Origin of the sequence: Streptomyces sp. NBC_00091 (genome assembly GCF_026343185.1) — a bacterium.
Lineage (GTDB): Bacteria > Actinomycetota > Actinomycetes > Streptomycetales > Streptomycetaceae > Streptomyces.
The window spans coordinates 1,902,021-1,925,170 of record NZ_JAPEMA010000001.1; the positions used below are offsets into that span (position 1 = coordinate 1,902,021).

23 protein-coding genes and 4 tRNA genes are annotated in these 23,150 nt (G+C 71.8%); 8 read left to right on the top strand and 19 right to left on the bottom strand.

Annotated elements, in window-relative coordinates; translation table 11 throughout:
* Positions 1 to 17 precede the first annotated feature (17 nt).
* Positions 18 to 299, bottom strand: a complete 282-nt coding sequence (gene secE / locus OOK34_RS08440) for a preprotein translocase subunit SecE (protein WP_042801552.1) — start codon at positions 297 to 299, stop codon at positions 18 to 20.
* 105 nt (positions 300 to 404) lie between these two features.
* Positions 405 to 477 (bottom strand) — tRNA-Trp (locus OOK34_RS08445).
* A gap of 192 nt (positions 478 to 669) precedes the next feature.
* Between OOK34_RS08445 and OOK34_RS08450 the strand changes: the two genes are divergently transcribed.
* Positions 670 to 1,896, top strand: coding sequence for a pyridoxal phosphate-dependent aminotransferase (locus tag OOK34_RS08450; protein ID WP_267033240.1), 1,227 nt, complete (start codon positions 670 to 672; stop codon positions 1,894 to 1,896).
* A gap of 265 nt (positions 1,897 to 2,161) precedes the next feature.
* Positions 2,162 to 3,181 carry an adenosine deaminase gene (locus tag OOK34_RS08455; protein ID WP_267033241.1) on the top strand — a complete coding sequence of 340 codons (1,020 nt, stop codon included), beginning with the start codon at positions 2,162 to 2,164 and terminating at the stop codon, positions 3,179 to 3,181.
* A 17-nt stretch (positions 3,182 to 3,198) separates the two neighbouring features.
* Here the strand turns inward: OOK34_RS08455 and OOK34_RS08460 are convergent, their stop codons facing one another.
* From OOK34_RS08460 to OOK34_RS08505, 10 genes are all read right to left on the bottom strand, one after another.
* Positions 3,199 to 3,615 carry a hypothetical protein gene (locus OOK34_RS08460; protein ID WP_267033242.1) on the bottom strand — a complete coding sequence of 139 codons (417 nt, stop codon included), beginning with the start codon at positions 3,613 to 3,615 and terminating at the stop codon, positions 3,199 to 3,201.
* A gap of 1 nt (position 3,616) precedes the next feature.
* Positions 3,617 to 4,717, bottom strand: a complete 1,101-nt coding sequence (locus OOK34_RS08465; protein WP_267033243.1) for a UDP-N-acetylmuramate dehydrogenase — start codon at positions 4,715 to 4,717, stop codon at positions 3,617 to 3,619.
* Entirely contained in the window at positions 4,718 to 5,116 is a 399-nt protein-coding gene (locus tag OOK34_RS08470) for a DUF3291 domain-containing protein (protein ID WP_267033244.1), read from the bottom strand.
* Between the two features lie 65 nt (positions 5,117 to 5,181).
* Positions 5,182 to 6,624: a DHA2 family efflux MFS transporter permease subunit gene (locus OOK34_RS08475; protein WP_267033245.1), complete on the bottom strand. Its 1,443-nt coding sequence runs from the start codon at positions 6,622 to 6,624 to the stop codon at positions 5,182 to 5,184.
* Positions 6,625 to 6,727: 103 nt separating this feature from the next.
* A complete protein-coding gene (locus OOK34_RS08480; RefSeq protein WP_267033246.1) occupies positions 6,728 to 7,297 on the bottom strand; it encodes a TetR/AcrR family transcriptional regulator in 570 nt (189 codons plus the stop codon).
* Between the two features lie 1,211 nt (positions 7,298 to 8,508).
* Complete coding sequence (locus OOK34_RS08485) at positions 8,509 to 8,937, bottom strand: MaoC family dehydratase (protein WP_267033247.1); 429 nt, start codon at positions 8,935 to 8,937, stop codon at positions 8,509 to 8,511.
* A gap of 1 nt (position 8,938) precedes the next feature.
* On the bottom strand, positions 8,939 to 9,391 hold the full coding sequence (locus tag OOK34_RS08490; protein ID WP_030241242.1) for a MaoC family dehydratase N-terminal domain-containing protein: 453 nt from the start codon (positions 9,389 to 9,391) through the stop codon (positions 8,939 to 8,941).
* A 218-nt stretch (positions 9,392 to 9,609) separates the two neighbouring features.
* A complete protein-coding gene (gene rpmG / locus OOK34_RS08495; RefSeq protein ID WP_007265873.1) occupies positions 9,610 to 9,774 on the bottom strand; it encodes a 50S ribosomal protein L33 in 165 nt (54 codons plus the stop codon).
* A gap of 88 nt (positions 9,775 to 9,862) precedes the next feature.
* A tRNA-Met gene (locus tag OOK34_RS08500) sits at positions 9,863 to 9,935 on the bottom strand.
* 48 nt (positions 9,936 to 9,983) lie between these two features.
* Positions 9,984 to 10,056: transfer RNA gene (locus tag OOK34_RS08505), tRNA-Thr, on the bottom strand.
* Positions 10,057 to 10,374: 318 nt separating this feature from the next.
* Between OOK34_RS08505 and OOK34_RS08510 the strand changes: the two genes are divergently transcribed.
* Positions 10,375 to 11,640 carry an amidohydrolase family protein gene (locus OOK34_RS08510; protein ID WP_267033248.1) on the top strand — a complete coding sequence of 422 codons (1,266 nt, stop codon included), beginning with the start codon at positions 10,375 to 10,377 and terminating at the stop codon, positions 11,638 to 11,640.
* A 55-nt stretch (positions 11,641 to 11,695) separates the two neighbouring features.
* Positions 11,696 to 12,352, top strand: coding sequence for an SDR family oxidoreductase (locus OOK34_RS08515; protein WP_267033249.1), 657 nt, complete (start codon positions 11,696 to 11,698; stop codon positions 12,350 to 12,352).
* Between the two features lie 37 nt (positions 12,353 to 12,389).
* On the opposite strand, the gene OOK34_RS08520 is transcribed toward OOK34_RS08515, so the two are convergent.
* Positions 12,390 to 12,830, bottom strand: a complete 441-nt coding sequence (locus OOK34_RS08520) for a DUF3574 domain-containing protein (RefSeq protein ID WP_267033250.1) — start codon at positions 12,828 to 12,830, stop codon at positions 12,390 to 12,392.
* A gap of 106 nt (positions 12,831 to 12,936) precedes the next feature.
* Here OOK34_RS08520 and OOK34_RS08525 point away from each other — a divergent pair, with 106 nt between their 5' ends.
* A complete protein-coding gene (locus OOK34_RS08525) occupies positions 12,937 to 13,440 on the top strand; it encodes a hypothetical protein (protein ID WP_267033251.1) in 504 nt (167 codons plus the stop codon).
* A gap of 95 nt (positions 13,441 to 13,535) precedes the next feature.
* On the opposite strand, the gene OOK34_RS08530 is transcribed toward OOK34_RS08525, so the two are convergent.
* Positions 13,536 to 13,617 (bottom strand) — tRNA-Tyr (locus OOK34_RS08530).
* Between the two features lie 200 nt (positions 13,618 to 13,817).
* On the opposite strand from OOK34_RS08530, the gene OOK34_RS08535 reads away from it, so the two are divergent.
* The 3 genes from OOK34_RS08535 (at position 13,818) to OOK34_RS08545 (ending at position 17,264) form a co-directional block, all read left to right on the top strand.
* Complete coding sequence (locus OOK34_RS08535) at positions 13,818 to 14,306, top strand: YajQ family cyclic di-GMP-binding protein (RefSeq protein WP_031146023.1); 489 nt, start codon at positions 13,818 to 13,820, stop codon at positions 14,304 to 14,306.
* Positions 14,307 to 14,552: 246 nt separating this feature from the next.
* Positions 14,553 to 15,980, top strand: coding sequence for a SulP family inorganic anion transporter (locus OOK34_RS08540; RefSeq protein WP_267033252.1), 1,428 nt, complete (start codon positions 14,553 to 14,555; stop codon positions 15,978 to 15,980).
* Between the two features lie 45 nt (positions 15,981 to 16,025).
* Positions 16,026 to 17,264 (top strand): APC family permease, encoded by a 1,239-nt coding sequence (locus tag OOK34_RS08545; RefSeq protein WP_267033253.1) that lies wholly within the window; start codon positions 16,026 to 16,028, stop codon positions 17,262 to 17,264.
* Between the two features lie 209 nt (positions 17,265 to 17,473).
* Here OOK34_RS08545 and OOK34_RS08550 read toward each other — a convergent pair whose 3' ends face one another.
* From OOK34_RS08550 to OOK34_RS08570, 5 genes are all read right to left on the bottom strand, one after another.
* Positions 17,474 to 18,568 (bottom strand): barstar family protein, encoded by a 1,095-nt coding sequence (locus OOK34_RS08550; RefSeq protein ID WP_267033254.1) that lies wholly within the window; start codon positions 18,566 to 18,568, stop codon positions 17,474 to 17,476.
* Positions 18,565 to 18,957, bottom strand: coding sequence for a YccF domain-containing protein (locus tag OOK34_RS08555; RefSeq protein ID WP_267033255.1), 393 nt, complete (start codon positions 18,955 to 18,957; stop codon positions 18,565 to 18,567). The genes OOK34_RS08550 and OOK34_RS08555 overlap by 4 nt, the downstream gene beginning before the upstream one ends.
* Entirely contained in the window at positions 18,954 to 19,817 is an 864-nt protein-coding gene (gene htpX, locus OOK34_RS08560; protein ID WP_267033256.1) for a zinc metalloprotease HtpX, read from the bottom strand. Before htpX ends, OOK34_RS08555 begins: the two co-directional genes overlap by 4 nt.
* 212 nt (positions 19,818 to 20,029) lie before the next feature.
* Complete coding sequence (locus OOK34_RS08565; RefSeq protein ID WP_267036669.1) at positions 20,030 to 21,553, bottom strand: NADH-quinone oxidoreductase subunit N; 1,524 nt, start codon at positions 21,551 to 21,553, stop codon at positions 20,030 to 20,032.
* Between the two features lie 5 nt (positions 21,554 to 21,558).
* The gene (locus OOK34_RS08570; protein ID WP_267036670.1) at positions 21,559 to 23,112 is read right to left on the bottom strand and encodes a NuoM family protein; all 1,554 of its coding nucleotides are present in this window, start codon (positions 23,110 to 23,112) and stop codon (positions 21,559 to 21,561) included.
* Positions 23,113 to 23,150: the final 38 nt, after the last annotated feature.

Here is a 23,150-nt window from a genome sequence, read left to right on the forward strand (position 1 = left end):
GCCGCCCTCCGCGGGGATCAGCCGAAGACGAACTTGATGGCTTCCTGGAACCCATAGTCAATCACGGTCACCAGACCGATCATGATGACGACGAAGACAATCACCACGGTGGTGTACGTCGAGAGCTGGTTACGGGTGGGCCATACGACCTTGCGGAGCTCCGCGACGATCTGGCGGTAGAACAGCGCGAGACGGCCGAGAGGGCCCTTCTTTCCGCGCTTGCCGCCCTTGCGGGCCTTCTTCTCGCGAGTGTCGCTGTCGGCGTCAGGCATGTCGATGGAGCCCAGGGCGTCCGTCACGTCTCTCACCTGAATCCGGGTCGTGGCCGTAGCCGCGCCCGGTTGCGCCGCACGGCGTTGCATCGAAGTACGTACCTGCGCACACATCCGAGAAGGAGTGTGAAGCAGGGCCGGAGGGACTCGAACCCCCAACCGCTGGTTTTGGAGACCAGTGCTCTACCAATTGAGCTACGACCCTTTGCGCCCCTCAACCTACCGCATCCGGGCGAGTGCACGGAGTGCTCACGCTCTGGAGCGGCTGTTGAGGACCAACGACAGGTGAGTGTACGTGGTCCGGGCCCTGACGTCGAACAGAAGACATCCGGATCTGCTCCGTCCGGTAACTGAAACGGTGTGCGGCGCTTCCGGACCGTCTGGGACGATTGGCCGCATGACCTCTGCAACGCCTTCCTCCGAGCGCCGGGTGTCCGCCCGTATCGGCGCCATTTCCGAGTCCGCCACCCTCGCCATCGACGCCAAGGCCAAGGCGCTCAAGGCCGCCGGGCGCCCGGTGATCGGCTTCGCCGCGGGCGAGCCGGACTTCCCGACCCCGGACTACATCGTCGAGGCGGCGGTCGAGGCCTGCCGCAACCCGAAGTACCACCGCTACACGCCGGCCGGCGGCCTCCCCGAGCTCAAGTCCGCCATCGCCGCGAAGACGCTGCGCGACTCGGGCTACGAGGTCGAGGCCTCCCAGGTCCTGGTGACCAACGGCGGCAAGCAGGCCATCTACGAGGCCTTCGCGGCGGTCCTCGACCCGGGCGACGAGGTCATCGTCCCGGCCCCGTACTGGACCACCTACCCGGAGTCGATCCGCCTCGCCGGCGGTGTCCCGGTCGAGGTCGTCGCCGACGAGACCACCGGCTACCGGGTCTCCGTCGAGCAGCTGGAGGCCGCGCGCACCGAGCGGACCAAGGTCGTCCTGTTCGTCTCCCCCTCCAACCCGACCGGCGCGGTGTACAGCGAGGACGACGCCCGCGCCATCGGCGAGTGGGCCGCCGAGCACGGCCTGTGGGTCATGACCGACGAGATCTACGAGCACCTGGTCTACGGCGACGCGAAGTTCACCTCGCTGCCCGTGCTGGTGCCGGCCCTGCGCGACAAGTGCATCATCGTCAACGGCGTCGCCAAGACGTACGCCATGACCGGCTGGCGCGTGGGCTGGGTCATCGCCCCGCAGGACGTCGTCAAGGCCGCGACCAACCTCCAGTCGCACGCCACCTCCAACGTCTCCAACGTGGCCCAGGTCGCCGCACTGGCCGCCGTCTCGGGCAACCTGGACGCCGTCGCCGAGATGCGCAAGGCCTTCGACCGCCGCCGCCAGACGATGGTGAAGATGCTCAACGAGATCGACGGGGTCCTCTGCCCGACCCCCGAGGGCGCGTTCTACGCGTACCCGTCGGTCAAGGAGCTGCTCGGCAAGGAGATCCGCGGCAAGCGCCCGCAGACCTCGGTCGAGCTCGCCACGCTGATCCTCGACGAGGCCGAGGTCGCGGTCGTCCCGGGCGAGGCCTTCGGCACCCCGGGCTACCTGCGCCTGTCCTACGCCCTGGGCGACGAGGACCTGGTCGAGGGCGTGTCCCGCATCCAGAAGCTCCTGGCGGAAGCCAAGGCCTAGGCCTCCGGCGGTTCCGCAGCCAGACCCTGAGCGGCGGCTCCCCCATCCCGGGGAGCCGCCGCTCAGGCGTTCCACCGCCCCTTCGGCGTTCACGTACGAGCCGACGCCGGCCAAATCCAGCCCCGCCGGCGCTTGAGGCGCGGGTCCGGGCGGCGCCCCGGGAAGCCCCGCGCAGCGGCAGCGCAGCCCCGCTCTCGCGTTCGGGCAAGCCCCCGAAAGGTAAAACCCCCTCCCGCCGAGCGCAGCGGTAAGGCAGGATCACCAGATGGAGCACGTACGCGATCTCACGCTTCTGCCGAAAGCCCACCTGCACCTGCACTTCACCGGCTCGATGCGCCCGTCGACCCTGCTGGAGCTCGCCGACAAGTACGGCGTCCGCCTCCCCGACGCCCTGACCGCCGGGGAGCCACCCAAGCTGCGCGCCACCGACGAGCGCGGCTGGTTCCGCTTCCAGCGGCTCTACGACGCCGCCCGCAGCTGCCTGCGTGAGCCCGAGGACATCCGGCGCCTGGTCCGCGAGGCGGCCGAGGAGGACGTGCGGGACGGCAGCGGCTGGCTGGAGATCCAGGTCGACCCCACCTCCTACGCGCCCCTCCTCGGCGGGATGATCCCGGCCGTCGAGATCATCCTGGACGCCGTCGACAGCGCCTCCCGCGAGACCGGCCTCGGCATGCGGGTCGTCATCGCCGCCAACCGCATGAAGCACCCCCTCGACGCCCGCACCCTCGCCCGCCTGGCCGTCCGCTACGCCGACCGCGGCATCGTCGGCTTCGGGCTCTCCAACGACGAGCGCCGCGGCATGGCCCGCGACTTCGACCGGGCCTTCGCCATCGCCCGCGAGGGCGGCCTGCTCGCGGCCCCGCACGGCGGCGAGCTGACCGGCCCCTCCTCCGTCCGCGACTGCATCGACGACCTGCACGCCGCCCGCATCGGGCACGGCGTACGGGCCGCCGAGGACCCCCGGCTGCTGAAGCGGCTCGCCGACCGGCAGATCACCTGCGAGGTCTGCCCGGCCTCCAACGTGGCGCTCGGCGTGTACGAGCGGCCCGAGGACGTGCCGCTGCGCACCCTCTTCGAGGCCGGGGTGCCGATGGCCCTGGGCGCGGACGACCCGCTGCTCTTCGGGTCCCGGCTCGCGGCCCAGTACGAGATCGCCCGCCGCCACCACGCCTTCACGGACGCGGAGCTCGCCGAGCTGGCCCGCCAGTCGGTGCGCGGTTCGGCCGCGCCGGAGGACGTACGGGCCAAGCTGCTGGCCGGGATCGACCACTGGCTCGGCGCGTAGGACCCACCCCCTGAGCGTCAGCGCGTGAGCCGCAGGTCCCCCTCGTAGCAGTCGGCCCGTACCCGGTGGCCGTCCGGGAAGCCGATCTCCAGGTGGGTGCGGCCCTGCTCGGGCAGCGCGAACTCGGCGACGGACTCGACGATCTGGCCGAGGTGGCGCAGGAAGGGGTGGTCGCCCAGGTCCTCGCCGACCTCGACCCGGCCCCACTCCCCCATGTCGTACGGCTCGTGGGGCTGGGCGGACTCGACGATGAGGCACTGGTCGGACCCGGTGGTGATCCGCGTGGAGTCTCCGGCGCTGTCGATCAGCCAGACGTCGAGCGGTGCCTCGGAGCGCTCGCCCTCGCAGATGTGCCAGGACGCGACGACCCGCTGGATCTCGCGTCCCACCAGTCGTGTGGGGTCCGTACCGGCCCCGTGCAGGGGGCAGTGCATGTCAGATGCTGACGCCGACCGTCACCGGCTCGTTGACGAGGGTGACGCCGAACGCCGCGTGGACTCCCGCGACGACCTCCCGGGCCAGGGCGAGGAGGTCCTCGGTCGTGGCCTCGCCCCGGTTGGTGAGGGCGAGGGTGTGCTTGGTGGAGATGCGGGCGGGGCCGCTGCCGTAGCCCTTGGTGAAGCCGGCCTTGTCGATCAGCCAGGCCGCGCTGGTCTTCGTACGGCCCTCGCCGGCCGGGTAGGCGGGCGGGGCGGTGTCGGCGCCGAGGCGGTCCTGGACGCGGGCGAGGAAGGCCGCGTAGGCCTCGTCGGTCAGGATCGGGTTGTGGAAGAAGGAGCCGGCGGACCAGGTGTCGTGGTCGGCGGGGTCGAGGACCATGCCCTTGCCGGCGCGCAGGCGCAGTACGGTCTCGCGGGCGCGGGCGGCCGGGACGCGGTCGCCGGCCTCGACGCCGAGGGCGCGGGCCGTCTCGGGGTACTTGACCGGGGCGGAGAGGCCGCCCGCGTCCTCCAGGGCGAAGCGCACGCGCAGGACGACGTAGCGGTCGGGCTGGTCCTTGAAGGTGCTGTTGCGGTAGCGGAAGGCGCACTCGGCGGCGGTGAGGGTGACCGTCTCGCCGGTGGTGCGGTCGTAGGCGACGACCTCGGTGATGGTCTCGCAGACCTCCTGGCCGTACGCCCCGACGTTCTGGATCGGGGTGGCACCGGCCGAGCCGGGGATTCCGGCGAGGCACTCGATGCCGGCGAGCCCGGCCTCGACGGTGCGGGCGACGGCGTCGCTCCAGTTCTCGCCGGCCGCGAGCTCGAGGGTGGTGCCGTCGAGCGTGAAGCCGGTGGTGGCGATGCGCAGGGCGGTTCCGGCGAAGCCCTGGTCGCCGATGACCAGGTTGCTGCCGCCGCCGATGACCAGCAGCGGGGTGCCGCTCGCGTCCGCGGCACGGACGGTTTCGACGACCTCGGCGTCGGTGGTCGCGGTGACCAGCCGGGCCGCGGGGCCGCCGAGGCGGAAGGTGGTCAGCGGGGCGAGGGGGGCATCGTGGAGTTCCTGCACGCGGACAAGAGTACGGGCCGTCCCCCTCGCATCCCGGAGGGGCACTCAGTAGCCGTGCTTCTGCTCGGCCAGACGGCGCTCCGCCTCGGCCCAGGTGATGGGCAGTTCCGAGGCAGGAACGGTCCAGAAGGTGAAGGCGGATTCCTTCATGTACGCGCTGGCCGCGCGGGAGCTGGAGCGGTGCGGCTCGCTGCGGGCGAAGCGGTAGAGCGCGTCCCGGTCCTCCCAGGCGGAGAGGGTGAGGAAGGTGCGGCCGAGGACCCTGGCACGGAGGGCCACGCCGTGGGCGCCGGGGGCCTTGCGGATCTGGCCGATGATGCCGGGCGCCTTGAGGAAGAACCTCACGGCGCCGGTGAGGGTGGCGGTCTCGAAGCGGGAGGCCATGACGTAGACCTCGGCGTCGGGCGCGGCCTGGGTGGGCGTGGACCAGGGGATGTCGGGCATGACGGGTCTCCTTCGCATGGGTCTGGAGTCGTACGTACCGGGGTGGGTCAGCCGTACGGGGTGGGTCAGCCGACGGGCACCTTGGCGGCCGCGGGGAGCGGGCCGGCGGCGGTGACCGGTGAGGTCTTCGCCCTGCGCGGGAGCAGCAGGGCGAGGGCGGCGGCCAGGGCCACCGCGGCGGCGCCGATCCACAGGGCGGGGACGGTGCCGTCGGTGAAGGTCTGCGGGGTGTCGTAGCCGCCCTGCGCGGAGAAGACCGAGGCCAGGACCGCCACCCCGAGGGCCCCGCCGACCTCGCGGAGGGCGTTGTTGGCGCCGGAGGCCTTGCCCTGGTCGGCGGGGGTCACCGTGGACATGAGCACGTTGCCGGCGGGGGCGAAGTACAGGGACATGCCGATCCCGCTCAGGACGAGCGCCGGGAGCTGGGCGGCGTACGAGACGTCCGTGCTCAGGATCACGGCGAACCAGCCGAGCCCGAGTGCCTGAAGCGCCAGCCCGGCGACGACCACGGGCCGGCCGCCGATCCGGTCGGACAGCATCCCCGCTATCGGGGCGACGATGATCGCCATTCCGGTCCAGGGCAGCATGCGCAGGCCGGCCTGGGTGGGCGAGTAGCCGGCGACGCCCTGGAGGAACTGGCTGAGCAGGAAGATCGACCCGAACATCCCGAGGTACATCAGCAGGCTGGCGATGTTGATCCCGAAGAAGCCCCGGTTGCGGAAGAGGCGCATGGGGAGCATGGGGTTCGCGTTGCGGAAGCCGTGGTGGACGAAGCCGCCGATGAGCGCGCTGCCCGCGATCAGGCCGGTCAGGACGGGGGCGCTGGTCCAGCCGTCGGCGTTGGCGTTGACCAGGGCGTAGACGACCCCGAAGAGACCACCGCTGATGAGGAGGGTGCCGGGGATGTCGAGGCGGGAGTTCGGGGCGGTGGACTCGGTGAGACGCAGGCGGGCGAGCGGGATCAGGGCGAGGCCGACGGGCACGTTGAGCCAGAAGATCCACTGCCAGGAGATGTGCTCGGTGAGGGTGCCCCCGATGAGGGGACCGCTGGCGACGGCCAGCCCGCCGACGGCTCCGTAGATCCCCAGGGCCATGCCCCGGCGCGCGGCCGGGACGGCGGCGGCGAGCAGGGTGAGGCTGAGCGGCATCATGACCGCCGCGCCGACGCCCTGGACGGCGCGGGCGGCGATGAGCTGCCCGATCCCGGGCGAGAGGGCGGCAGCGGCGGAGGCACCCGTGAAGACCGCGAGCCCGGCGACGAAGAGCCGGCGCCGGCCGAAGCGGTCACCGAGGGCGGAGCCGAACATCAGCAGGACGGCGAAGGTGAGCGTGTAGGCGTTCACCGTCCACTCCAGGTCCTCCAGCTTGCCGCCGAGGTCGCCCCGGATGGCGGGGAGGGCGGTGGTGACGACGAGGTTGTCGAGGGCGGCCATGAAGCTGGCGGCCCCGGTGAGCACGAGGGCCCAGACGGCGGGCCTGCGGAGCTTCGTCTCTGCTTGCTGGGTCACGATTCCCCCTGAGGGTTGTTAGTTATTGCTGACTAACTTTCGCGGGCAGAAAAAGACGGCGGTGGGGGGCGGGGTGGGGATGGGGGCCTGGGGTGGGGCGGGGCTACTCCCCCTGGGGCTCCTTGGGCCGGCCTGAGGGGTACAGCCCCTCCCAGATGGCGTGGCCGGGCGGGAAGCCCATGGCGGTGAGGGTGTTGATGAGCATGCCGTAGGCCATGAAGGTGGTGGTCTCGTCGACGTCCCCGCCGAACGGCACCTTCACGGTGTTCCACAGTTCCATCCACCCCGCCCGTACGAGCTCACCGAGCTCGTGGTCGCCGGCCGCCTCGGCGGCGGCGACGGTGACGTACATCTGGAGCTGCATCTGCAGGACCTGCGGGTCGTCGGCGATGTGCCGGGTGTAGGCGTCGGCCATGGCGTGCACCGCGTCCTCCCCCCCGAGCCCGTCGGCGGCCTCGGCGAACACCTCCCGGGTGCGCTCCAAGCAGCGGGCGGCCGCCGCGAGGAAGATGGCCTGCTTGTTGGGGAACAGCCGGAAGAGGTACGGCTGCGAAACCCCGACCCGCTTGGCGATCGCCTCGGTGGAGGTCCCGTAGTAGCCGCCGCGGGCGAACTCGTGAATCGCCGCGCGAATGACGCTCTCGCGCCGCTCGTCCGCACTCATCCTTGCCATGAGTCGAAGTTAGTGCGCAATCACTAACTACGTCAAGGGGGGGGGTGAGAGCGGCGGTGGGGGGGGCGGGGCTCGCACAATGGGCGGCGTCACGGGCTGACGGGGTTCCAGCTGGACCTGATCAGAGAAGGTATGGGGCTTTCCCGTCAGTCTCATCGTCCTTCCGTGTCGTGCCGGCCTGTCAAGGGCGCTCACTTCGTTCGCGTCGCTTCGCGATGGCCTTCGGCCACCCTTGACAGACCGTCCCGCCCCGGAAAAACGAAGACTGCCGGGAAACCCCCAAAAGAACGGTCACGGGGCGGGAGCAGGAGAAGCGGCCCCGTCAGCGCTGAGACGAGGGGCCGGGCCTTGGCCTGCCGGGCATCCGGCCCTGGCCAGGAAGGGCCCAGGGCCGGGGGCCCGGGGCGCGTCAGATCGCTACGCGCTTCTCATATCTCAGCGCCTACCGACCGCCTTGGGCTGATCCCTGCACCAAATGGTGATGAGGGTGAGGCGGGGGGCCCGGGGCGCGTCAGATCGCTACGCGTTTCTCATTTCTCGGCCCTGCGAGTGGCAGAGGCCGCAGGGAGTGGTGCGAGAAGAAGCAGCAGCGCGCCCATGGCGGCTGTGAACCAACGACGGATCAGGCAAGCGGACCTCTCGGCGGAAAGACACCCCACCTCGCCGTGGTCAACCTGCGGTCACCCTTGGTGCAGGTATCAGCCCAAGACGGCCGGCAGCCGCTGAGATCTGAGGAGCGCGTAGCGATCTGACGCGCCGCCTCGCTTCCCGCCTCACCCTGGTCACCATTTGGTGCAGGTATCAGCCCAAGGCGGTCGGTAGGCGCTGAGATATGAGAAGCGCGTAGCGATCTGACGCGCCCCCGGGCCCCCGGCCCTGGGCCCTCCCTGGACGGGCCCGGATGCCCGGCGTGGCAAGGCCCGGCCCCTCGCCTCATCGCTGAGGCGCCCGTCCCTGCCCCTTGGACCGTGCCGTTCTTTTGGGGGGTTCTCGGCAGTCCTTTGTCTTTCCGGGGCGGGACGGTCGGTCAAGGGTGGCCGAAGGCCATCGCGAAGCGACGCGACGAAGGAGCGCCCTTGACGGACCGGCCCGACACGGAAGGACGATGGGACTGACGGGAAACCCCCAAACCGGCTCTGAGACCGCCCAGGTGAAACCCCGCCCCCCGCACCCCGCCCAGCCATCAGGCCCCGCCCCGCCCCCGAAGGGCCTCAGGCCAGCTTGACCACCGCGCGGGACATGCCCAGGACCTTCTGGCCCGCGCTCATGGCCGTCAGGTCGACCCGTACGCGGTTGTCCTCCAGCTTGGCGGCGACCTTCGCGGTGACCTCGATCAGCGCGCCCTGGTCGTCGTTCGGGACCACGACCGGCTTGGTGAAGCGGACGCCGTACTCGACGACCGCGCCCGGGTCGCCCACCCAGTCGGTCACCACGCGGATCGCCTCGGCCATGGTGAACATGCCGTGCGCGATCACGTCCGGCAGTCCGACCTCCTTGGCGAACTTCTCGTTCCAGTGGATCGGGTTGAAGTCACCCGATGCCCCCGCGTAGCGGACGAGCGTGGCGCGCGTCACGGGGAAGGACGCCGCCGGCAGCTCGGTGCCGACCTCGACGTCGGCGTAGTGGATCTGCGCGGTCATCTCAGGCCTCCTCGGGGGCGCGGGACACGAGCTTGGTCCACGCGGTCACGACGTGCTCGCCGGACTCGTCGTGGACTTCGCCGCGGATGTCGATGATGTCGTTGCCTGCGAGCGACTTCACGGCCTCGATGGTGGAGGTCACGGTGAGCCGGTCACCCGCCCGCACGGGGCGGACGTACGCGAACTTCTGGTCGCCGTGCACGACGCGGCTGTAGTCCAGCCCGAGCTGCGGGTCCTCGACGACCTGGCCCGCCGCCGCGAAGGTGATGGCGAACACAAAAGTCGGCGGAGCGATCACGTCCTGGTGACCGAACGCCTTGGCGGCTTCGGGATCGGTGTAGACGGGATTTTCGTCACCCACCGCTACCGCGAATTCGCGGATCTTCTCCCGGCCGACCTCGTACGGCTCGGTGGGCGGGTAGGTCCGCCCCACGAAGGTCTGATCGAGGGCCATGGCTCACTGCCTCCAGTTGCAGGGACACGTTGAAGGGGCGCGCTTGAACGGGCACGTTGAACGGACACGTTCAAGAGGGGCACGGGACACACCGGCCGCACCCGGGCCGGCGCACTGCGGATCCGATCAAGGATCCGGTGCGGAAACGACACAAGGCCGCCCCCCATATGAAGGGGACGACCTCATGACGGTGCCTATATTTGAGACTTCGCCAATGACTAGCGGGTCTCGCGGTGCGCGGTGTGCGAGTTGCAGCGCGGGCAGTGCTTCTTCATCTCCATGCGGTCCGGGTTGTTACGCCGGTTCTTCTTGGTGATGTAGTTCCGCTCCTTGCACTCCACGCAGGCCAGCGTGATCTTCGGGCGGACGTCGGTGGCAGCCACGTGAGTGCTCCTTGACGGACTATGGGACGGATGAACGCATAAAAGAGTAGCCGATCGGGAGACCGACCCCGCAATCGGCTACTGTGTGTAGCGGCGACCGGACTTGAACCGGTGACACAGCGATTATGAGCCGCTTGCTCTACCGACTGAGCTACGCCGCTTTGATGAGATCCGTTCCCCACCCGAGGGTGGGGAACCTCTCTCACCAGAGCCCCAATGCGGAATCGAACCGCAGACCTTCTCCTTACCATGGAGACGCTCTACCGACTGAGCTATTGGGGCGAGCGATGAAGACATTACACGGTTGCCCGCCGATCGCCCAAATCCTTTGGGGGGACTGGGCTCGGAAGCCACCGCCCGGCCTTTCCCGATCACCCCAAGGACCCCTCCCGACCCGTTTACCGGGCCGTTTGTGGCAGGGCTCACACTCCCCCGGCGCGCTCGCGGGCGCCTCGGCGTACGGAGACCACACCGGTACGACTATTGCGCTCTTCCGCGAACCGGGGACCCCCGCGCCCTAGGCTCTGAGCACGCTGCGTGATCTTGGGCCGCGGGCTGCGGCCACGGCACAGGAACCGCCCGAGCCACCGCAGGAGCGCGATGTCCGACAGCCAGCCGCAGCAGCCGTCCCCCTCCCCGCGCAATCCCTTCGACGGCCCCGCCCCCGAGCCCACGGGCCTCCTGCTGACCGGTGCCCGGCTCACCGACGGCCGGACCGTCGACGTCCGGCTCAGCGGCGGCCGCATCCAGGCCGTCGGCACCGCGGGCAGCCTTCCCGCACCCGCCCTGTCCCGCGTCGACCTGCGCGGCTACCTGCTCCTGCCCGCCCCCGCCGAGCCGCACGCCCACGGGGACACCGCCCTGACCGCCGACGGCGAGGGGCCGGTCTCGTACACCCCCGACGAGGTGCAGCGCCGGGCCACCGAGGCGGCGCTGCTCCAGCTCGGCCACGGCGCCACCGCCGTGCGCTCCCACGTCCGGATCGGCGACGTGCACGGGCTGGGGCCCATGGAGGCCGTGCTCCAGGCCCGCCGCTCCCTGCGCGGGCTGGCCGATCTGACCACCGTGGCCGTCCCCCGGCTGCTGACCGGGGTGGCCGGCGCCGACGGGCTCGCCATGCTGCGCGACGCCGTCAAGATGGGCGCCTCCGTGATCGGCGGCTGCCCCGACCTGGACCCCGACCCGACGGGCTTCCTGGAGGCGGTCCTGGAGCTGGCCGCCGAGCACGGCTGCCCGGTGGACCTGCACACCGACGGTGACGACCCGGGCCGCCTGGCCCGGCTCGCGGCCATGGCCGGGGGGCTGCGGCCCGGGGTGACCATCGGCCCCTGCGGCGGCCTGTCCCGGCTCCCGCTGGACTCGGCCACCCGCGCCGCCGACCGGCTCGCCGCGGCCGGCGTACGGGTCACCTGCCTGCCCCAGGGCGACTGCGCGGCCCTGGAGCGCCGCGGACTGCGCACCGCCCCCGTACGCCTGCTGCGCGCGGCCGGGGTCCGTGTCGCGGCCGGCAGCGGGGCCCTGCGGGACGCCGGGAATCCGGTCGGCCGGGGCGACCCGCTCGAAGCCGCGTACCTGCTGGCCTCCCAGGGCGGGCTCCGCGCGGCCGATGCCTACGAGGCCGTCAGCGCGGCGGCCCGGGAGGCCATGGGGCTGCCGGAGGTGCGGGTGGAGGCCGGCTTCCCGGCGGAGCTGCTCGCGGTGCGCGGGGACCGGATCGCCGCGGTGCTGTCGCTGGCGTACAGCCGCATCGTGATCCACCGGGGGCGGGTGGTAGCCCGTACGAGTGCCGTGCGGGAGTACTGCGACTCGGCGGTCGCGGTGGCCCTGGACCTGCCCCGGCAGGGCCGTACGGAGCCGGGGCCCTGATCGTTTCCCCGGGCGTTCGCGGGCGTGCGGGCCCGGCTCGTCGTACGGTCGGGACATGCGCATCGTCATCGCGGGTGGACACGGTCGGATCGCGCTGCGGCTGGAGCGCCTGCTCGCCGCGGGCGGGTACGAGGTCGCGGGCATCATCCGTGACCCGGAGCAGGGCGCCGACCTGCGGGAGGCCGGTGCCGAACCGGTCCTGTGCGACCTGGAGTCGGCCTCGGTCGAGCACGTCGCGGGGATCCTGCAGGGTGCGGACGTGGCGGTGTTCGCCGCCGGGGCCGGTCCCGGCAGCGGCGCCGCGCGCAAGGACACCGTGGACCGGGGTGCGGCGGTGCTGTTCGCCGATGCCGCCGAACGGGCCCGCGTACGCCGCTTCCTGATGGTCTCCACGATGGGGGCCGACCCCTGGCACGAGGGCGACGAGGTCTTCGACGTGTACCTGCGGGCGAAGGGCGATGCCGACGCCCACCTGCGCACCCGGCTCGGCCTGGAGTGGACGATCCTGCGCCCGGGGCCGCTGACCGACGACGCCGGTACGGGACTGGTCCGGCTGGAGGCCGACACCGGCCGGGGTCCCGTCCCGCGCGACGACGTGGCGGCGGTGCTCGCGGAGCTGGTCGAGACTCCGGCGACGGCCGGTCTGACGCTGGAGCTCGTCTCGGGGTCGACCCCGGTCTCGGTGGCCGTGAAGGACATGGCGGGCAACTGAGGGCGCGCCGACGGCCCCTCAGGCACCCGTGCCCAGGTCAGAATTCGGCTTCCACCTCGTCGTCGGAGCGTCCGACGGAGTCCTGCCCGAACTGCTTCTCGTACTGCTGCCGGATCCGCTCGACGTGGACGTCGCGCTCGCCCGCCTCCTTCTCGGGGTAGAGCAGCACGACCTCGTACGAGGCCTCGCGGACGATGGCGCCGTCCTCGCCGCGCCACTGGCCGTACCCGTCGTGGAGGGTGAGCCCCTCGGGGAAGGCGGGGGTGATCTCGCGGTCCAGGAACCGCATGAACTCCCCCCTGGCGACGGGTCCCCGGCCGTCGGGGCGCTGAGTGCCGAAGTACAGCCGGGTCTCCCGGTGGGGCTCCCCCGCGTGGCCGTGCAGGGCCGCCCCCACCAGGGCCGGGATCCCGGCGCCGAGCAGGGCGATCAGTACGCCGCCCCCGGCTTTCCCGCGTCTGTCCGATGTCCATGCCATGCCCCGAGAAACGACCGGCCGCCCGCTTCGGTGCGTGGCGGGGGGCCGATAGGGTCACCCCGAATTCGGCCGCAGGGGGCGGCCGTACGGGGTACCGGGGTGGGGCATGGGCGACGGCGAGTGGCGCGTCAGCGCGGTGGAGGGCGGCCGGCTCGCCGCCCGGTGGTGGAGGTGGGCGCTGTCCGCCCCGGCCGAGGAGAGTCCCGTGGGGGACACGACGGGCGCGTACGCCGGGTGGCGTCAGCCGCGGGACCTCTGGTTCCTCGCGGGGACGTACGGCGGCCGGGTGGTGCGCCGGTGCAGCATCCCATCGGGGCGGCCGCTGTTCTTCCCGGTCCTGAACACCAAGCGGGCCGCGGTGCCGTTCCTGACCAAGCCGTGGCGCCTGGACGTGACCCGTGCCTCGGCGGCGCTGAACAGCTCTCCCCTTGAGGTCAGGGAGTTCTCCTCAAAGCCCTTCCCCGTGGTGGGCGTACCGCAGGTCGCCTGGGGTCTGTGGTGCGCCCTCGAGCCCCTCCCGCCGGGCCAGTTCGTCCTGGAGATCGAGGCTTCGGCCACGAACGGCTTCTGGATCGACACGACCTACCACCTGACGGTCACCGCCCCCTAGCCCTGCCCTCCGGCCTCGGTGGGGGGCTGGTCCGGGGTATGCGAAGAAACCCCCGTCCACTGCGTTTCCGCAGATGAACGGGGGTTCCACTCGCGTGGCGGCGCCAGGGTTCGAACCTGGGTAGGCTGAGCCGGCAGATTTACAGTCTGCTCCCTTTGGCCACTCGGGCACACCGCCAAGATTGCTGCCGTCTTTCCGCCTTTCGGCGGCGCTCCGTGGCAACGACGTAAACGATACCCGATGTGCGGGGGTGGTTCGCCACCGGATTGATCAGCGCCCCACGTGGGCGTGGTGGCTAGGCTTTGCGGAGCGGGCCGGGGATGTCCGGCCGCGCCCCTCCGGGGCACACCACAGCCGACTTCAAGGAGCCACAGCACATGGCCGACTCCAGTTTCGACATCGTCTCGAAGGTCGAGCGGCAGGAGGTCGACAACGCCCTCAACCAGGCCGCCAAGGAACTCTCGCAGCGCTACGACTTCAAGGGCACCGGCGCCACCATCGCCTGGTCCGGCGAGAAGATCCTCATGGAGGCGAACTCCGAGGAGCGCGTCAAGGCCGTCCTCGACGTGTTCGAGACCAAGCTGGTCAAGCGCGGGATCTCGCTGAAGGCGCTGGACGCCGGCGAGCCGCAGCTGTCCGGCAAGGAGTACAAGATCTTCGCGACGATCGAGGAGGGCATCTCCCAGGAGAACGCCAAGAAGGTCGCGAAGATCATCCGGGACGAGGGTCCCAAGGGCGTCAAGGCCCAGGTCCAGGGCGAGGAGCTGCGCGTCAGCTCCAAGAGCCGCGATGACCTCCAGGCCATCCAGGCCCTCCTCAAGGGCAAGGACCTGGACTTCGCGATCCAGTTCGTGAACTACCGCTGAACCACCACTGAGCTGCGCATACGCCGCTGAGTGGACCCGTGGGGCACAACGGGGGCGGATCGCCGGGCTTCCGGCGGCCGCCCGCGTTGTGCCCTTCGTCATGGGCGCCCGGCAGGGAGCGCAAGGTGTGTGCCCGGCGTGAGCGGCGCACGCTCCCGCCCGGCCCCCCGGTGGTCACTAGGCGGCGGGCGGATGCGCCCAGCACGCTGGGTGACATCCATCACCGTGTGACGAGGGGGTTCCCGCATGCCTGGGGCCGGCAGTTTCCGAGCGGACTTCGGCGCGTCCGTCGTCGTCGCGCTGGTCGCCCTTCCACTCTGTGTGGGGGTGGCCGTCGCCTCCGGTGTGCCGGCCGAGCTGGGAATCGTCACCGGGGTGGTCGGCGGGCTGGTCACCGGCTGGTTCCGGGGCAGTTCGCTCCAGGTCAGCGGCCCCGCCGCCGGGCTGACCGTGCTCGTCTACGAGGCCGTGCACGGCCACGGCCTGGCGGCGCTCGGGGTGCTGGTGCTGGCCGCCGGGGTGCTCCAGCTGGGCATGGGGGTGCTACGGCTCGGACGGTGGTTCCGGGCGATCTCCGTCGCCGTGGTGCACGGGATGCTGGCCGGCATCGGGCTCGTGCTGATCACCGGGCAGCTCTACGCCCTGGGCGGGGTGGAGGCCCCCGGGAAGACCCTGGCCAAGATGGGCGCGGTGCACGAGCTGGGGGCGCAGGCCGACTGGGCCGCCGTGGCGCTCGGTGCGGGGACCATCGCCGTCCTGGCGGCCTGGCCCAGGGTGCCGGCCCGGCTGCGGCTCGTGCCGGGCGCGCTGGTCGCGGTGGCGGCGGCGACCGCCGTGGCCGCGGTGCTGCGGCTGCCCGTCGAGAAGGTCCGGGTGACCGGGGTGCTGGACGCGGTGGCTCCGCCCGGATGGGCCGGCTTCGGGGTCCTGGCGTCCGTCGGAGCCGTCGGGACCGTGATCGCGCTCGCGCTGATCGCCTCCGCCGAGACCCTCTTCAGCGCCGCGGCCGTCGACCGGATGCACGACGGGCCGCGGACCGACTACGACCGGGAACTGGTGGCCCAGGGCGTCGGGAACGCCGTGTGCGGGCTGCTCGGGGCGCTGCCGATGACCGCCGTCATCGTCCGCAGCTCCGCCAACGTGGAGGCGGGGGCCCGGACCAGGGCGGCCCGGGTGATGCACGGCGGCTGGCTGCTGCTGTTCGCGGTGGCACTGCCCCAGGTGCTGGAGGTGGTACCGCTCGCCGCGCTCGCCGGGGTGCTGCTGCACGCCGGCTGGAAGCTGCTGCCGGCCCGGGCGGTGGCCGCCTTGTGGCGGACCCACCGGGGCGAGGCGGTGGTGCTGGTGGTGACGGCCGCCTCGATCGTGGCCACCAGCCTCTTCGAGGGGGTGCTGGTCGGGCTGGGCCTGGCGGTGGCCAAGGCGGCCTGGGAGACCTCCCACGTGCACATCGAGGAGGTCTGGGAGGGCGACGAGTTGTGCGTCCGGGTCGTGGGGAACGCCAGTTTCCTGCGGCTGCCGAAGCTCCTGGACTCCCTGGAGGCGCTGCCGCACGGGCCGTCGGTGCGCCTCGACCTCAGCGGGCTGCGGCATCTCGACCACGCCTGCCTGACCGCTCTGGAGGGGTGGGAGCGCAAGCGGATGCCGCTTCCGGGCCGGGAAGGCGTCATCTGAGGCGCCGCCTGAGGCGTCGTCGTCCAGGGCGGTTACCCTCCGCCCGTGGACAACGAGCTGAAGCGCGATCTGGGGGTGTCCGACGCCGTCGTGGTCGGACTCGGCGCGATGGTCGGCGCCGGCATCTTCGCCGCCCTCGCCCCGGCGGCGCGCGCGGCGGGCGGCGGGCTTCTCGCCGCCCTGGCGGTGGCGGCCCTGGTGGCGTACTGCAACGCCAACTCCTCGGCGCGGCTGGCCGCCCGGTATCCGGCCTCCGGCGGGACCTACGTGTACGGGCGCGAGCGGCTCGGCCCCTTCTGGGGCTACCTGGCCGGCTGGGGTTTCGTGGTCGGAAAGACGGCTTCCTGTGCGGCGATGGCCCTGACCGTCGGGGCGTACGTGTGGCCCGGGCAGCAACATGCGGTGGCCGTCGCGGCGGTGGTGGCGCTGACCGCCGCGAGCTACGGCGGGGTCCAGAAGTCCGCCCGGATCGCACGGCTGATCGTGGCGGCGGTGCTGGCGGTACTGGCCGCGGTCGTCGTGGTGTGCCTGAGTTCCGGCGCGGCGGATTCCGGTCGTCTCGGCGGCGACTGGGCCGGGGCCGCCGGGCTGTTGCAGGGCGCCGGGCTGCTGTTCTTCGCCTTCGCGGGCTACGCCCGGATCACCACCCTGGGCGAGGAGGTGCGTGATCCGCAGCGCACCATCCCGCGCGCGGTGCCGATCGCGCTGGGGATCGCCCTGTTCGTGTACGCCGCCGTGGCGGTGGCGGCGCTGTCGGTGCTGGGCAGCGACGCTCTGGCGGGGTCGACGGCCCCGCTGGCCGACGCGGTGCGTGCGGCCGGGTGGCCCGGACTGGCCCCCGTCGTCCGGGTGGGTGCGGCGCTGGCCGCGCTGGGCTCTCTGCTGGCCCTCGTGCTCGGGGTGTCGCGCACGGCGCTGGCGATGGCCCGGGACGGCCATCTGCCGCGCGCGCTGGCCGCCGTACATCCCCGGCGTCAGGTGCCGCGCCATGCGGAGCTCGCCGTGGGCGCGGTCGTGGCGGTGCTCGCGGCCACCGCCGATCTGCGGGGCGCGATCGGTTTCTCCTCCTTCGGAGTGCTGGTCTACTACGCGATCGCGAACGCCTCTGCGTGGACTCTCGGTTCAGGTGTCAAGGGCCGGGCCGTGGCAGCGGTCGGGCTGTCCGGCTGTGTGGTGCTGGCCTGTGCGCTGCCCGTCGGGTCGGCGGTTTCGGGGGCGGCGGTGCTGGCGCTGGGCGCGCTGGTGTACGGGGTGCGGGGCCGGATCAGGTCATCCGGGATCTGAACTCGGCCCAGGGGGGCGGCTCCAGCTCGCGCTCCTCCCCCGCTGGGAGTCCTCGTAGGCCCGTATCGCCCGATGCACGGGCAGGGGCTGTCCGGGCTCGCGCGTGGAGGTGCGTACGCGGTGTGCGACTTGCTTCAGCAACTGCTCGGTCTCGTTCATGTGTTCATGGTGCCGCACCCCACTGACAGCCGCCCGGGCCTGTGGACAACTCAGGCCAGGACGACGTCGATGCCCTTCTCCCGGAGGAAGGAGAGCAGCTCGGGGAAGGCGTCGGGACGGGAGGTGAGCGGCTGTACCCCCAGGCAGCGACGGGCCACCTCGTGGTCGTGCCAGACGAGGGTGAACGGCCATCTCGCTCCGAAGCCTCCGCCCAGGGCGTCCGAGAAGCCGTTGTGGCAGCGCCCGAAGTACCCGCCCGGCCCGTTGACCGCCTCGCCGACGGCGCAGAAGAAGCCCTCGGCGTCGGTGATGTGCCGCCCGTCGAGGTGGTACGTGCCGCCGGCCGGCCGGTCCGGGCCCGTCCGGTGGGACAGGGCGGGGTCCAGCCAGCAGGACCGGCCGACACGGTCGAAGCGCGCCCACAGGTTGGGGACGGCCGGACGGCCGTCGCTCCACAGCGCCCAGATGTCGGCGACGACGGGTGGCTGGGGATCCATGTGGACAGTCAGGTCGTACAGGCCCGGCCCGCGCGTGGAGGGCTGCCAGTCGACGATGTGCGGGTAGCCGGCCGGGGCGAGGACCGCGCCCCCGGAGTCCAGGGCGTCGAGGTGCCGGTAGCCGAGCGGCCGTTCGTCCCTGCCCTCCAGCACCTCGCGCAGCGGCCCGTGCAGGGAGCATCCGAGGAGTCGTACGGAGTGCGGCGGGGGCTCCTCGGGTGGGGACACCTCGGCGAGGTCCCGGAAGCGGCCCAGGAGTCCGTCCTCGGCGTCCGAGAGCCTGAAGCCCACCGCCAGGGGCCTGCCGGGATGGGGAGGCTGCTGGTCGCTGCGTACGGCCTCGACGGTGACGTCCAGCCGCGACGCGTCGCGGGCGCAGGTCCGGGTGGCGAGGACGCGGGCGTCCTCCAGGTACCACTCCCACCTCCCCATGGGTTCGCCTTGCTCGTCGAGCGGTGTCAGTACGAGGAATCCCAGTGCGGCCTGGAGCTCCGCCTCCAAGGTGCAGCCGAGCAGCTCGTAGCGCCGCCGCACGGGCGCGGGCGGTTCGGCGAAGAGGTCCACCGCCTCCTCGCACCGTGCCCACAGCTGTTCCCCGGACTGGCCCTCGCTCTCGCCCCACAGGGTGAAGGCCGTGGAGGCCGTCACCGGGAGGCGAAGGGGGCGTCTGTAGGGACGATTTCGCGGCCCAGGGGGAGCAGGGAGAGGGGGACCATCTTGAAGTTGGCGATGCCGAAGGGGATGCCGATGATCGTGACGCAGAGCGCGATGCCGGTGACGATGTGGCCGATGGCCAGCCACCAGCCGGCCAGGATCAGCCACAGGACGTTGCCGACGCAGGACGGTGCGCCCGCGTCGTGGCGTTCGACCGTGGTGTAGCCGAAGGGCCAGAGGGCGTAGACGGCGATGCGGAAGGCCGCGATGCCGAAGGGGATGCCGATGATCGTGACGCAGAGGATCAGGCCGGCCAGGCAGTAGCCGAGGAACAGCCAGATCCCGCTGAGTACGAGCCATATGAGGTTCAGGATGGTCTTCACTGACTTCGGCCTGCCATCTGTTCGAGCCGGGCGATGCGCTCGGCCATCGGGGGGTGCGTCGAGAACATCTTGGAGAGTCCCTGGCCGGGCCTGAAGGGGTTGGCGATCATCATGTGGCTCGCGGTCTCCAGGCGGGGCTCGGGGGGCAGCGGGAGCTGCTTGGTGCCGGCGTCGAGCTTGCGCAGGGCGCTGGCCAGGGCGAGCGGGTCGCCGGTGAGCTGGGCTCCGGAGGCGTCGGCCTCGTACTCGCGCGAGCGGCTGATGGCGAGCTGGATCACGGAGGCGGCCAGCGGGCCGAGGATCATGATGAGCAGCATCCCGAAGAGGCCGGGGCCCTCGTCGTCGTTGGAGCGGCCGACCGGGATCAGCCAGGCGAAGTTCACCAGGAACATGATCACGGAGGCGAGGGCTCCGGCGACCGACGAGATGAGGATGTCGCGGTTGTAGACGTGGCTCAGCTCGTGTCCGATGACCCCGCGCAGTTCGCGCTCGTCGAGTATGCGCAGGATGCCCTCGGTGCAGCAGACGGCGGCGTTGCGCGGGTTGCGGCCGGTGGCGAAGGCGTTGGGGGCCTCGGTCGGGGAGATGTAGAGCCGGGGCATGGGCTGGCGCGCGGACGTGGAGAGCTCGCGCACCATGCGGTAGAGCTGGGGGGCCTCGAACTCGCTGACGGGGCGGGCGCGCATCGCGCGTAGAGCCAGCTTGTCGCTGTTCCAGTACGCGTAGGCGTTGGTGCCGAGAGCGACCAGGACGGCGACGATCAGGCCGGTCCGCCCGAAGAGGCTTCCGATGACGATGATGAGTGCGGACAGCCCGCCGAGGAGTACGGCGGTCTTCAGCCCGTTGTGCCGGCGGTGCACGGTACGCCCTCCAAGTGGTGCGGCAGGGGAGCCCCGTCGTGGATCTGAGGGTCTTCGGTCCAGTGGACCCTCCCTTCCTGGTCAACGCGAGGTGGGGGCGTCTGGTTCCCAGGGCACGGCGGGGCCGCTGCCCCTGTGGCACGGGCCGGGGGGCAGCGGCGGGCGTTACTCCGTACGGGTGAGCGGCGTACGCGGGGACGCGGCCGGGCGGGCTACAGCGGGAAGAGGGTGCCCGAGGCGAAGCGCAGGACCAGCTGCGGGGCGCCCGAGAGGACCAGGGCGGTCACGGCGGTGAGGGCGATCGCGGCCGCGACGGGCCAGGGGGCCTTCGTGGGGGCGGGTACGTCCTGGGGGGATTCCGGGGTGCGGAACAGGAGCGCGGTCCAGCGCAGGTAGTAGTAGAGGGCGACGACGACGTTGACCGCCATGACCACGGCCAGCCAGCCCAGGCCCGCGTCGACGGCCGACCGGAAGACGGCGACCTTGGCGAAGAGGCCGATGATGCCCGGCGGCAGCCCCGCCAGGCAGAGCAGGAAGAAGGCCATCGAGAGGGCGGCGGCGGGGCGCTGCGCGTACAGGCCGCGGTAGTCGCTGATCCGGTGCAGCGGCTTCGTACGGGCCACCAGGGCGGCCACGGCGAAGGCGCCGAGGTTCACGGCGGCGTACATGAGCGCGTAGGCGACGGTGGTGCCGATCTGGTCGCGGTCGGAGTACGCGGCCGCGGCGATCGGGACCAGCAGGTAGCCGGCCTGGCCCACGGAGGACCAGGCGAGCAGCCGTACGGCGCTGTTGGCGCGGTCGGCGGACTGGCGCAGGGCGGCGGCGTTGCCGAGCGTCATGGTGAGCGCGGCGAGCACGGCCAGGGCCGGGCCCCAGATGTCGGAGTAGGCGGGGAAGGCGATCACCGTGACGAGGATGAGGCCGGTGAAGCCGACGGCCTTGCCGATCACCGAGAGGTATCCGGCGACGGGCAGCGGGGCGCCCACGTAGGTGTCGGGGACCCAGAAGTGGAAGGGGACGGCGGCGGTCTTGAAGGCGAAGCCGACGAGGGTGAGCGCGACGCCCGCCATGGCGAGGGTGTCGAGCTGTCCGGGTACCTCTTCGAGCCGGCCGGCGACCTGGGTGAGGTGCAGGGAGCCGGTGGCGGCGTAGACGAGGCTGACGCCCATCAGGGAGACGGCGGTGGCGGCGACCGAGGAAAGGAAGAACTTGAGGGCGGCCTCGGAGGAGAGCCGGTCGCCGCGGCGCATGCCGACGAGGGCGAAGGCTGGCAGCGAGGCCACTTCCAGGGCGACGATCAGGGTGGCGAGGTCGCGGGAGGCGGGCAGCAGGGCGGCGCCGGCGGCGGAGGAGAGCAGCAGGAACCAGTACTCGCCGGCCGGTGTGCGCGCGTCGCGGACGACGGTGACCGACATCAGGGCGGTGACCAGGGCTCCGGCCAGCACCAGGAACTGCACGACGAGCGTGAAGTGGTCGGCGGTGTAGCTGCACGCGGCGGGGTCGGTGGTGAGGCAGAAGGTGGTGCGGTCGCCGGCGCGCAGCGGCAGCAGGGTGGCGGTCGCGGCGGCCAGGCCGGCCACCGAGATCCATCCGAGGAGCGGCTTGCGGCCCTCCGGTACGAAGAGGTCGGCGACCAGGACGAACAGGGCGACGGCGGCGGTGATGACCACGGGCGCGATCGCGAGCCAGTCGACGGACTGGACGAGGCTGGGGGTGTCGGCGGCGAGGACCGTCATGGCCGTCATGCGTTGCCTCCTGCGAGGAGCTTCTGTACGGCCGGGTCGGTGAGGCCGAGGAGGACCGCGGGCCACAGGCCGGCGAGGACGGTGAGGGCGACGAGGGGGGTCCAGGCGGCGAACTCGTAGCGCTGGACGTCCGCGAGGGTGATCTCGGGGCCTGCCTTCGGGTCGCCCATGCAGACGCGCCGTACGACGATCAGCAGGTAGGCGGCGGTGAGCAGGGTGCCGAACGCGCCGACGGCCATGTAGGTGAGGAAGGCCGGGCGGGAGAGGCCCTCGGCCGGGTCGAACGCGCCGAACAGGGCCAGCATCTCGCCCCAGAAGCCGGCCAGGCCGGGCAGGCCGAGGGAGGCGACGGCGGCGAAGGCGAGGAGCGCGCCGAGGCGGGGGGCGCGGCCGTAGAGGGCGGCGCCGGTGGCTCCGGCGAGGGTGTCGAGGTCGCTGCTGCCGTAGCGGTCCTTGAGGGCGCCGACCAGGAAGAAGAGGAGGCCGGTGATCAGGCCGTGGGCGATGTTGGCGAAGAGCGCGCCGTTGACCCCGGTGGGGGTCATGGTCGCGATGCCGAGGAGGACGAAGCCCATGTGTCCGACGGAGGAGTACGCGATGAGGCGCTTGAGGTCGCCCTTGCCGCCCTTGCGGGTCAGCGCGAGGCAGGCGAGGGATCCGTAGACGATGCCGACGGCGGCGAAGGCGCCGAGGTAGGGCGCGAAGGTGTGCATTCCGTCGGGGGTGACGGGCAGCAGGATGCGGACGAAGCCGTAGGTGCCCATCTTCAGCATGACGCCCGCGAGCAGCACGGATCCGACGGTGGGGGCGGCGGTGTGGGCGTCGGGCAGCCAGGTGTGCAGCGGCCACATGGGGGTCTTCACGGCGAGGCCGGTGCCGATGGCGAGGACGGCCAGGAGCTGGGTGGTGTGGGTCAGTCCGCGGCCGTTGTCAGAGGCGAGTGCCACCATGTCGAAAGTGCCGCTGTTCAGTCCGATCAGCAGCAGCCCGAGCAGCATGACCACGGAGCCGAGGAGGGTGTAGAGGATGAACTTCCAGGCGGCGGCCTGCCGCTGAGCACCGCCCCAGCGGGCGATGAGGAAGTACATCGGGATGAGGACCATCTCGAAGGCGAGGAAGAAGAGCAGCAGGTCGAGGACGGCGAAGGTCGCGAGGGTGCCGGACTCGAGTACGAGGAGCAGTGCGACGAAGGCCTTCGGGGAGGGCCCTTCGGGGAGCTTGTAGTAGCTGTACACCGCGCAGAGGAAGAACAGCAGCGCGGTCATCAGGAGGAGGGGGAGCGAGATGCCGTCGATGCCGAGGTGGATCCGGATGTTCAGCGCCTGGATCCAGCTGATGTCCGTCGTCGCCTGGAAGCGGGACGGGGCGTCGTGGTCGAAGCCCAGGGTGAGGGCGACGGCCGCGGCGAGGATGACTCCGGTGACGGTGACTCCGTGGCGGAGCACGGCCTGTTCGGGGCTCTTGCCCTTGAGCCCGGGCGGGGCCGGCAGGAGGGCCGCGACGGCGCCGAGGAGCGGTGCGGCCACGACGAACGCCAGAAGGAACTGCATCACGGACGGGCTGATATCGATCACGGCTGACTCTCGGC

What these genes read in the sequence shown, in the direction of transcription:
- OOK34_RS08450 (WP_267033240.1), top strand. Translation starts at nt 670, where the DNA reads ATGACCTCTGCAACGCCTTCCTCCGAGCGCCGGGTGTCCGCCCGTATC.
- OOK34_RS08455 (WP_267033241.1), top strand. Translation starts at nt 2,162, where the DNA reads ATGGAGCACGTACGCGATCTCACGCTTCTGCCGAAAGCCCACCTGCAC.
- OOK34_RS08460 (WP_267033242.1), bottom strand. Translation starts at nt 3,615, where the DNA reads ATGCACTGCCCCCTGCACGGGGCCGGTACGGACCCCACACGACTGGTG.
- OOK34_RS08470 (WP_267033244.1), bottom strand. Translation starts at nt 5,116, where the DNA reads ATGCCCGACATCCCCTGGTCCACGCCCACCCAGGCCGCGCCCGACGCC.
- OOK34_RS08480 (WP_267033246.1), bottom strand. Translation starts at nt 7,297, where the DNA reads ATGGCAAGGATGAGTGCGGACGAGCGGCGCGAGAGCGTCATTCGCGCG.
- OOK34_RS08485 (WP_267033247.1), bottom strand. Translation starts at nt 8,937, where the DNA reads ATGACCGCGCAGATCCACTACGCCGACGTCGAGGTCGGCACCGAGCTG.
- OOK34_RS08490 (WP_030241242.1), bottom strand. Translation starts at nt 9,391, where the DNA reads ATGGCCCTCGATCAGACCTTCGTGGGGCGGACCTACCCGCCCACCGAG.
- OOK34_RS08510 (WP_267033248.1), top strand. Translation starts at nt 10,375, where the DNA reads ATGTCCGACAGCCAGCCGCAGCAGCCGTCCCCCTCCCCGCGCAATCCC.
- OOK34_RS08515 (WP_267033249.1), top strand. Translation starts at nt 11,696, where the DNA reads ATGCGCATCGTCATCGCGGGTGGACACGGTCGGATCGCGCTGCGGCTG.
- OOK34_RS08520 (WP_267033250.1), bottom strand. Translation starts at nt 12,830, where the DNA reads ATGGCATGGACATCGGACAGACGCGGGAAAGCCGGGGGCGGCGTACTG.
- OOK34_RS08525 (WP_267033251.1), top strand. Translation starts at nt 12,937, where the DNA reads ATGGGCGACGGCGAGTGGCGCGTCAGCGCGGTGGAGGGCGGCCGGCTC.
- OOK34_RS08535 (WP_031146023.1), top strand. Translation starts at nt 13,818, where the DNA reads ATGGCCGACTCCAGTTTCGACATCGTCTCGAAGGTCGAGCGGCAGGAG.
- OOK34_RS08540 (WP_267033252.1), top strand. Translation starts at nt 14,553, where the DNA reads ATGCCTGGGGCCGGCAGTTTCCGAGCGGACTTCGGCGCGTCCGTCGTC.
- OOK34_RS08565 (WP_267036669.1), bottom strand. Translation starts at nt 21,553, where the DNA reads ATGACGGTCCTCGCCGCCGACACCCCCAGCCTCGTCCAGTCCGTCGAC.
- OOK34_RS08570 (WP_267036670.1), bottom strand. Translation starts at nt 23,112, where the DNA reads ATGCAGTTCCTTCTGGCGTTCGTCGTGGCCGCACCGCTCCTCGGCGCC.